The organism is Clostridium oryzae, from assembly GCF_002029235.1.
GTDB lineage: Bacteria > Bacillota > Clostridia > Clostridiales > Clostridiaceae > Clostridium_AE > Clostridium_AE oryzae.
On record NZ_MZGV01000049.1, the window covers coordinates 19,219 to 27,944 of the forward strand.

Annotated in this window: 8 protein-coding genes; 2 read left to right on the forward strand and 6 right to left on the reverse strand. The window is 32.0% G+C overall.

Annotated features, from left to right (window positions below):
* Positions 1 to 391 precede the first annotated feature (391 nt).
* Both CLORY_RS17035 and CLORY_RS17040 read left to right on the forward strand, forming a co-directional pair.
* Complete coding sequence (locus CLORY_RS17035; RefSeq protein ID WP_079426707.1) at positions 392 to 1,918, forward strand: YjjI family glycine radical enzyme; 1,527 nt, start codon at positions 392 to 394, stop codon at positions 1,916 to 1,918.
* Positions 1,908 to 2,753, forward strand: coding sequence for a YjjW family glycine radical enzyme activase (locus CLORY_RS17040; protein WP_079426709.1), 846 nt, complete (start codon positions 1,908 to 1,910; stop codon positions 2,751 to 2,753). The genes CLORY_RS17035 and CLORY_RS17040 overlap by 11 nt, the downstream gene beginning before the upstream one ends.
* A gap of 14 nt (positions 2,754 to 2,767) precedes the next feature.
* On the opposite strand, the gene CLORY_RS17045 is transcribed toward CLORY_RS17040, so the two are convergent.
* The 6 genes from CLORY_RS17045 to CLORY_RS17070 form a co-directional block, all read right to left on the reverse strand.
* Positions 2,768 to 3,829: an ABC transporter substrate-binding protein gene (locus CLORY_RS17045; protein WP_079426711.1), complete on the reverse strand. Its 1,062-nt coding sequence runs from the start codon at positions 3,827 to 3,829 to the stop codon at positions 2,768 to 2,770.
* On the reverse strand, positions 3,816 to 4,628 hold the full coding sequence (locus CLORY_RS17050; RefSeq protein WP_079426713.1) for an ABC transporter permease: 813 nt from the start codon (positions 4,626 to 4,628) through the stop codon (positions 3,816 to 3,818). The genes CLORY_RS17045 and CLORY_RS17050 overlap by 14 nt, the downstream gene beginning before the upstream one ends.
* Positions 4,622 to 5,452: an ABC transporter permease gene (locus CLORY_RS17055; protein ID WP_139376076.1), complete on the reverse strand. Its 831-nt coding sequence runs from the start codon at positions 5,450 to 5,452 to the stop codon at positions 4,622 to 4,624. Before CLORY_RS17055 ends, CLORY_RS17050 begins: the two co-directional genes overlap by 7 nt.
* Positions 5,449 to 6,507, reverse strand: a complete 1,059-nt coding sequence (potA, locus tag CLORY_RS17060; RefSeq protein WP_341456650.1) for a spermidine/putrescine ABC transporter ATP-binding protein — start codon at positions 6,505 to 6,507, stop codon at positions 5,449 to 5,451. Before potA ends, CLORY_RS17055 begins: the two co-directional genes overlap by 4 nt.
* Positions 6,508 to 6,542: 35 nt before the next feature.
* Complete coding sequence (locus tag CLORY_RS17065; RefSeq protein ID WP_079426719.1) at positions 6,543 to 7,082, reverse strand: helix-turn-helix domain-containing protein; 540 nt, start codon at positions 7,080 to 7,082, stop codon at positions 6,543 to 6,545.
* A gap of 240 nt (positions 7,083 to 7,322) precedes the next feature.
* Positions 7,323 to 8,684 (reverse strand): MATE family efflux transporter, encoded by a 1,362-nt coding sequence (locus tag CLORY_RS17070; RefSeq protein ID WP_079426721.1) that lies wholly within the window; start codon positions 8,682 to 8,684, stop codon positions 7,323 to 7,325.
* Positions 8,685 to 8,726: the final 42 nt, after the last annotated feature.

Sequence of the window (8,726 nt, forward strand, 5' to 3'; positions counted from 1 at the left end):
AGAGAAAAGAGTAAAGAGAAGGTTAAAATTCAGCCATGCTGAATTTTGATTGTATAGATGATCCTAATTATTTTAATAGTCCTTTTGTAATACTAGGTATAGTCTTAGTTTTTAAAAAGTTATTGCCGATAATTAGATTTAAATTCTCAGAAATTCTGCACAGCAGAATTTCTTCCTTCACTTTTCTTTCTACTCTTTACTCTTTTCTCTTACCTATTTAAAGCATACACTAACTACTAAACATTATCTAACTACTAAACATTATCTTCATTTAATTCACTTTCTTGGTTCGCAATATATTTATAATTTGAATATGAGTTATTGTATAAAATTCCTTATTGTTTTAATATATAGTTATGCGTTGAACAATTGTGAAGGAGGAATTTTTTATATGAGATCTAAAATTAGCGATATAGTGGATATCGTTACTAGCAGTAGTTATACTTATGAACAAAAATTATTTAATCTTGCAAATACAGCGGAAAGGCTTTTAGATCCACGTGAAATATTAGGATATACTGATGAAGAGATGAAATATATAGATGACGAAATGATATGCGATTTGAATGAAGGATATGCATTGTATCGCCCTAGGTATATAGTTCCGAACTACTATGTTTTATTGAAAAATGGATGCAGTTTTTTGGAATTAGATCCGCCTAAGGACCTTGATGAACTTTTGGATAATTTACTTATACTATATAGACATGTACCTTCTATAACATCTTTCCCAGTTTTTATTGGAGATCTTGATAAACTTATAGACCCATTTATAACTAATCCGGAAACAGACTATATAAAAATAAAGAGGTTTTTAAATCATATAGATAAAACTATAACGGATGCTTTCTGCCATGCAGATATAGGCCCAGAAAAGACAAAAGCAGGAGAACTTATACTTAAAGCTATAGTTGAATTGGAAAATGCAGTACCTAATATGTCAATAAGATACGATAAGAATATAACACCAAGGGATTTTGCTTTAAAGGCGGCAGAGGCATGCCTTAAGGTATCCAAGCCATCCTTTGCTAATGACTCGAAGTATGCAGGTGAAATGGGAGACTATAGAATAGTAAGCTGCTATAATGCCCTTCCGCACGGTGGTGGAGCGTACACTCTTCCTAGGTTAAGATTAGGAACTATAGCAAGGGGTGTTTCGTCACTTAATGAGCTGTTGAAGGAAAAACTTCCAAGGATAACCAAAGCAATGGCTACAATGATGGATAAGAGGATTAAATTTATAGTTGAAAAATCTAATTTCTTTGAAACATCTTTCTTAGTAAAAGAAGGATTTATAAAGAGAGAGAATTTTTCAGCGATGTTTGGAATAGTAGGATTAGCTGATGCTGTAAATTATATATTGAAACTGGAAGGTTTATCTGAGAAATTTGGTACTTCTAAGAGGGGTGATGAAATAGCTCATAGCATATTAAAAGTGGTCGAAGACATAGCTAAAGCTCATAAAGCAGTTTATTGTGAGAGAACAGACGATCAATACCTTCTTCATGCACAGGTAGGCGCCAGCCTTAGTGAAGAAGATCATTATAATACTCCTGCTCATAGGATTGCTGTAGGAGATGAACCAATACTGCCAGTTCACATTAAACAAGCTTCACCTTTCCATGAATATTTTACATCAGGAACAGGAGATTTGTTTGCTCTTGATCAAACTTATCTAAATAAATTAGATGCTGTGCTTGATATTATAGAAGGAGCTTTTGCAAGCGGTGCAAGATATATAACTACTTATCTTCATAATACAGATCTTATTAGAGTTACAGGATATCTTGTTAAGAAGAGTGAAGCAAATAGAGCAGGAAACGGGGAAGCTGTACTTAGAAATACGGCTATGCTAGGAAATGGTTCAAATACAATGGCTCATGTATTTGATAGAAGAGTAAGAGTAGATGGAAAATAGAGCTGTAGTAAATAGACTTATACCATTTTCGAATGTGGATGGACCTGGAAACAGGTTTGCCATATTTTTTCAGCAATGTAACATACAATGCATATATTGCCATAATCCAGAAACGCAGAGTGAATGTAAAGTTTGCGGCAAGTGTGTAGTGAATTGTCCAGTTAAAGCATTAACGCTCGTAGAGAACAAAGTAGTTTTTGATGAAAAATTATGTGTTGAATGTGATACATGTATTAAGAATTGCGTGCATCAATCATCGCCAAGAACTCATGAATATACAGTTGATGAATTGTATACCGAAATAGAAGGATATAAAGCTTTTATAAGGGGGATAACTGTATCAGGTGGAGAACCTACGTTGCAGGCAGAGTTTGTCACGGAACTGTTTAAAAAGATTAAACCACTTGAGTTAACTTGTTTTGTGGATACTAATGGATTCTTTGATAAAGATTCTAATGATATGCAAAAGCTTATAGAGGTTACAGATAAGTTTATGGTAGATATAAAAGCTGTGGACAAGATACAGGAACTCTGTGGAACAAATTTGAAAAATAATGTTGATAACCTTAAATATCTTTTAAGCCTTAACAAGGTATATGAAGTTAGAACTGTAATAATAGAGGATTATATGGATGTAGAAAATACGCTTACAACTGTAGCATCAATACTAAAGGATTATCCTAATGTGAATTACAAGCTTATAACAGTCCACAACTCTGGGTTAAAAGACCATCAGAGAGAATTGATTAATGATAAGATACCTACTCGAGAAAGAGTAGAAGATTTAGCTGATATGGTAAGAAGGATTGGAGTAAAAAAGATAGAAGTGATTTAGTCACCTCTATCTTTTTATTTTGATGTTATATTAAGCCACGCATCGCTATAAAGTTTTCTTGCATTACCTAAATCTGTGAAAACGTGACATTTATTCAAAACATTTTTATCAGGATAAGCTGATTTATCATTTCTAATTTTTGAATCTAAGAGAGGTAATGTAGCTTTATTTGGAGTTGCATAGCCTATTTCATCTACATTTTTCTTATTAATTTTAGCATCTAGAAGATAATTTAGAAATTTTTCAGCTGCAGTTTTATTTTTAGTATTTTTGGGTATAGCCCAATTATCAAACCATATATTTGTACCTTCCTTAGGAATTACATATTCAAAGCGGGAAGAATCTTCGTTTTTAAGAACTTCTGCGTCGCCGGAATACATAAATGCAATCTCTTTTTCGCCGCTTCGCATTGAATCTTTAACTTGATCACCTATATATACTGGATTTACAAGACTTCTCTGTTTCATAAGCTCATTAGCTGCTTTCTTTATTTCTTGAGCATTGGTAGAATTTATAGAATATCCAAGCCTTAACAGAGAGATACCAATGGAGTTGCGCATATCATCGGACATAAATATCTGTCCTTTATATTTAGGGTTCCATAGCGTGTTCCAACTATTAATTTTATCTTTTATTTTCTGTTTGTCATAAAGTATTCCAATGGTTCCCCACATATATGGAACGGAATATTCATTGCTTTTATCATAGCTTTGTGATTTATATTTATCATCAATGTTTTTGTAATTTGGCAGTTTCTCATAATCTATTTTTTGGAGTAATCTTTCTTTTCTCATCCTATCAAGCATATAATCAGAGGGACAGATAAGATCATAATTATTTGTACCTGATTTAACTTTTTCGTACATTTCTTCATTTGTTGCATAGGTCTGATAGTTTACTTTAATTCCAGTTTTGTTTGTAAAGTCTTTGAGAATACTTGGTTCTATGTATTCTCCCCAGTTAAAAACGTTTATCTTATTTTTACTAGAAGTTCCAGGCATATTGCATCCGGAAGTTATTGTAATAAATATGGAGAGGCTTGCTGCCAAGGATATAATTTTTTTAAGTCTGTTCATATTTTTCTTCCTTCTTCCTAAATAAAAATTCTCTGCCATTTGCGAGAAAAAGCAGTATAAATATTGAAATAAACATCAGCGTCGATAATGCATTTATCTCAGGACTTAGGCCTCTTCGAGCCATGGAAAATATCTCTATAGACAAATTTGTAACATTCGATCCTGCGGTAAAGAAACTTATTACAAAATCATCTATAGACATAGTGAAGGCTATTAGAAAACCTGCCATAATTCCTGATTTTATCTGTGACAGTATTATTTTTCTGAAAGCATAACCTGGGGTAGCACCTAGATCTAAAGCGGCTTTTACCATGTCCTCAGGAAGTTGTGATAATTTTGGAAGCACTGATAATATCACATATGGAGTACAGAATACAATGTGAGATATTAATAGTGTATTGAAACCAAATTCGAATCCATTAAAAACAAATCTAAAAAAGATGAATAATGTCATAAGTGAGACGGCAGTAACTATATCTGGATTAAGCACAGGTATATAATTTATATTAAGTATGATCTTCTTAGAAAAGCCTTTCATTTTATGAATACCAAGTGCACTTATAGTTCCAAGAATAGTTGATAATATAGCAGCTATTACTGCAACTAAAACGGTGTAATACAAAGCCATCAATATTCTGTCGTCATTAAGTAATGAAAAATACCATTTTAGTGAAAAACCTGTCCATTTAGATGAATTTTTCCCGTCATTAAATGAAAAGATAATTAAAAGCAATATAGGAGCGTACAAAAAAGCGTAAGCCAGAAATAAATAGAATCGTCTAAATGCTTTTTCTACCATATCAAACCACCGCCCTCTTTTTTGTTTCCTTTATCAAATCTGGACATTATTGCCATAGAGATTAGTATAACCGCCATCATAAGTATAGAAAGTGCAGAACCAAAGTACCAGTCATCAACAGAGGTAAACTGAAGTTCTATAAGATTGCCTATAAGCATAAATTGACCTCCTCCTAGCAGATTTGATATTACAAACGTAGATACAGCTGGCATAAAAACCATCGTTATGCCTGAAAAAACTCCTGGTACGCTTAGAGGAAATATTATTCGCTTAAATATTACGAGTCTATTTGCACCTAAATCTGCAGCAGCCTTAAGAACATCTTTATCAACCTTTATAAGTACTGTATATATAGGTATTACCATAAATGGTATAAAATTGTAAACCATACCTAAAACTACTGCTGAATTTGTGTATAAAATATTTACACCAGGCAGCCCAATGGCTCTAAGGAAATTATTGATTATTCCGTTTCTTCCGATTATAGACATCCAAGCATATGTCCTTAATAAGAAATTCATCCACATAGGAATTATAAGCAGCAGCATGAGAAAATTTCTAATCTTAGAGTCTGCTTTAGACATAAAATATGCTATAGGATATCCAAATATAAGACATATTATTGTTGATATTAGTGCAAGCTTTAGTGAGTTTATGAATACTCTTATGTAGTTAACATCCATAAGTTTTTTATAATTAGCTAACGTAAAGGTTCCGCTGCTGCTAGAAAAACTGAAGTATAGTACTAGAAATAAGGGAATTACTATAAATATTAGACTCCAAATTAAATATGGATATTGTGAAAAAGCAGTTTTTTTTCTCATGATACTTCCTCAAACTTTTTCATTATATGAATATCATCTGGATAAATAGCAAGTCCTATATTTTCCCCTACCTGTACATGTTTTGTATTATGGATTAACCATTTTCTTCCCTTTACTTCAACTTCTATTTCATAATGTACGCCTTTAAAAACTACTGATGTAACGATACCACTGAGTTTTGAAGAATTTGGAGCTTCAATCTTTATGTCCTCAGGCCTTATGACAACCTCAACAGCCTCATTTGTATCAAAGTCTTTATCAACGCACTTAAATTCAATACCTTCGAAAGCTACGTTATAATCAGATAACATGATTCCATTGACTATGTTACTTTCCCCTATAAATCTAGCTACAAATCTATTCTTAGGTTCGTTATAAACGTCCTCAGGAGTACCAATTTGCTGAATTATACCTTTGTTCATTACTACAATAGTATCTGACATTGTCAATGCTTCTTCTTGATCGTGGGTTACAAAAACAAATGTAATGCCAAGTTTTTGCTGAATTTTTTTCAGCTCAAGCTGCATTTCTTTTCTTAGTTTTAAATCTAATGCACCTAGGGGCTCATCTAGAAGCAATACTTTAGGTTCATTAACTAAAGCTCTCGCGATGGCTATCCTTTGCTGCTGACCGCCGCTTAATGAATCCGGCCATCTTTTTTCGAATCCTTCTAAATCTACTAGCTTAAGCATCTTGTTTACTTTGTCTTTTATTGTTTTTTCATTTACTTTTTTGATTCTTAGACCAAAAGCTATATTTTCATATATATTCATATGAGTAAAGAGAGCATATTTCTGAAACACGGTATTAATCTGTCGTTTATATGGTGGAAGTGTATTAATATTGTTTTCTTCAAATATGACTTCACCGTCGTCCACATCTTCAAATCCAGCAATAATATTAAGGGTAGTTGTTTTACCACAACCACTTGGTCCAAGAAGTGTTATAAACTCATTTCTTCTTACGGTAAGATTAAGATTTTTTAAAACTACATTTTCATCATATTTTTTTGTTACATTTCTAAGTTGGATAATTGAATCCTTTTCCTCTGGAATGTTATTTTCCAAAATTAACACCTCATTTCTTAAAGCTAAAAAGACGGAGGGGTACTTATCCATATGATTTTTGCTAAAGTACTGCCGTCGTTTGATACAAAATGATTGACATTAGGTTTAAAGTAAAAGCTTTCACCTTTTTTTACTTTGTATTTGTATTTGCCAAGATGCAATGTTATAGTTCCGGATAACACAAAACCAAATTCTTCTCCGCCGTGTGGATAGTCCTCCATATATCTTCCGCCGCCTTCAAGTGCGAGCATGATGGGCTCCATCGAATTTTTTTGTGCATTTGATACAAGCCATTTAAGTGAGTATTTCAATTTTTCATCAGAACTTTCAAACATATCTTCTTTTGTAAATACAACTTTTTCTTCTTTTTCTTCTTTGAAGAACTCTGGAAGATTTGTGCCAAGCACCTCTAAAATATCGGTGAGCGTGGCTATGGAGGGTGATGTCAAATCCCTTTCTATCTGTGATATAAAGCCTTTAGATAATTCACATCTATTAGCTAATTCTTCTTGAGTTAATTCTTTTTCTATACGCAGTCTTTTAATTTTATCTCCGATTTGCATTTTTCACCTCCACAGTTATATGTAAAATTTTAAACTAAAAGTTTAGTAATACTAATTAACACTATTTATAAACATATTGTTTAAAATTACTAAACATTACAGTTTATTATTATACAAAGTTTAATATGGAAAATCAATAGAAAGTTGGGGACAGTCTTTATCATTTTTAGCAAAAATAAAACACTAGGTTTTCATTGCTATTATTAGCAGCAAAAACTTAGTGTTAAGAATGAATAAAGCCTAATGAGAAACTAAATTATTAATCCATTTCTTTGAGGTTATTCTAGGCAAGCCTATAATGAATTTAACTACTTCTTCTAAATAAACAAAAATGTAAACAGTATATATAGGAAGATGCAGATATAAGCCAGCAAAACAAACAAGAGGCACGCCTATAAGCCACATGCCGCCAACATCCAGAAATAAACAAAATTTTGTATCTCCACCGCTTCGAAGGATGCCGACTACGTTCGTATAATTAAATATTTTTATCCAAAGAAAAAATGACATTATATGTAAAAGCTTTACTACATATATGTGCACCGTTCTAGATACATTGAACGCAACTAACAGATGTGGTGCAGCAAAATATAATATAAATCCCATTATTAAACCTAATACAGGACTTAAAATTATAAATTTAATTGCATAATCATAAGCTGATTTCTCATCCTTCTCTCCTATTTTGTTTCCTATCATTACGGCAGCAGAATTTCCAAGCCCATAAAATATAACCATAGCTATTTTTTCAATGAGTCCTACTATGTTTGTAGAGGCAATTACTTTTGTACCCATATGAGCATAAACAGCAGCGTATACTGTGATTCCTAGTGCCCAAATACTCTCGTTCAAAATAACAGGAATGGATACTCTAAAAAATCGTTTTACAAAATAAGATGAAAGGTCAAGCAACTCTCTTAGAGTGGAAGCTAATGGATACCTTTTAATATACACAACAGATATCATTAATATCATTTCTAAACATCTTGCAATTAGCGTAGCTATTGCAGAACCTTTAACTCCAAATTTAAAATACCCGTTGATTCCATATACTAAAATATAGTTTAGTAATGTGTTTATAAGTAGAGCAATTATACTAATAATCATAGGAGTCTTAACATAACCTATACTTCTAAGGTTTAATGAAAAGGAAAATGTTATAGCAGTAACAACATAGCTTAAACATATAATCTTTAGATACTGACCTCCAAGCCTAATTACATTAGTATCTTTTGAGAAGAGACTTATTATATATTCAGAATTTAGCAAAGCTAACAACATAAAAATGAAGGATATCAATATAGTTGTTATAAGACATAAACCTAATATTCTTTTTATATTTTTTATATCTTTTTTTCCCCAATATTGCGCAGTAAATATAGAGGCACCGCTTACAGTTCCGAAAAGCAGCAGATCAAGGAGAAAAAAATATTGGTTAGCGAGACCAACACTTGCTATTGAAACTTCACCTAAGCCTCCAATTATTACTGTATCAATTAGATTTAATGATGATAGGACTAAATTTTGTATAGTAATTGGTAATCCTATTTTTATAATTTGTTTAAAAAAGTTTTTATTAGAATCGTTGTTAAAAAATACCATAAAAGCCTCCTGCTATTTTGTCAAAATGTATCAGTATTATAA

Bases quoted from the DNA above. Each gene is read 5' to 3' on its own strand.
- CLORY_RS17040 (WP_079426709.1), top strand. From the start codon at position 1,908: ATGGAAAATAGAGCTGTAGTAAATAGACTTATACCATTTTCGAATGTG.
- CLORY_RS17045 (WP_079426711.1), bottom strand. From the start codon at position 3,829: ATGAACAGACTTAAAAAAATTATATCCTTGGCAGCAAGCCTCTCCATA.
- CLORY_RS17035 (WP_079426707.1), top strand. From the start codon at position 392: ATGAGATCTAAAATTAGCGATATAGTGGATATCGTTACTAGCAGTAGT.
- CLORY_RS17055 (WP_139376076.1), bottom strand. From the start codon at position 5,452: ATGAGAAAAAAAACTGCTTTTTCACAATATCCATATTTAATTTGGAGT.
- CLORY_RS17050 (WP_079426713.1), bottom strand. From the start codon at position 4,628: ATGGTAGAAAAAGCATTTAGACGATTCTATTTATTTCTGGCTTACGCT.
- CLORY_RS17065 (WP_079426719.1), bottom strand. From the start codon at position 7,082: ATGCAAATCGGAGATAAAATTAAAAGACTGCGTATAGAAAAAGAATTA.
- CLORY_RS17070 (WP_079426721.1), bottom strand. From the start codon at position 8,684: ATGGTATTTTTTAACAACGATTCTAATAAAAACTTTTTTAAACAAATT.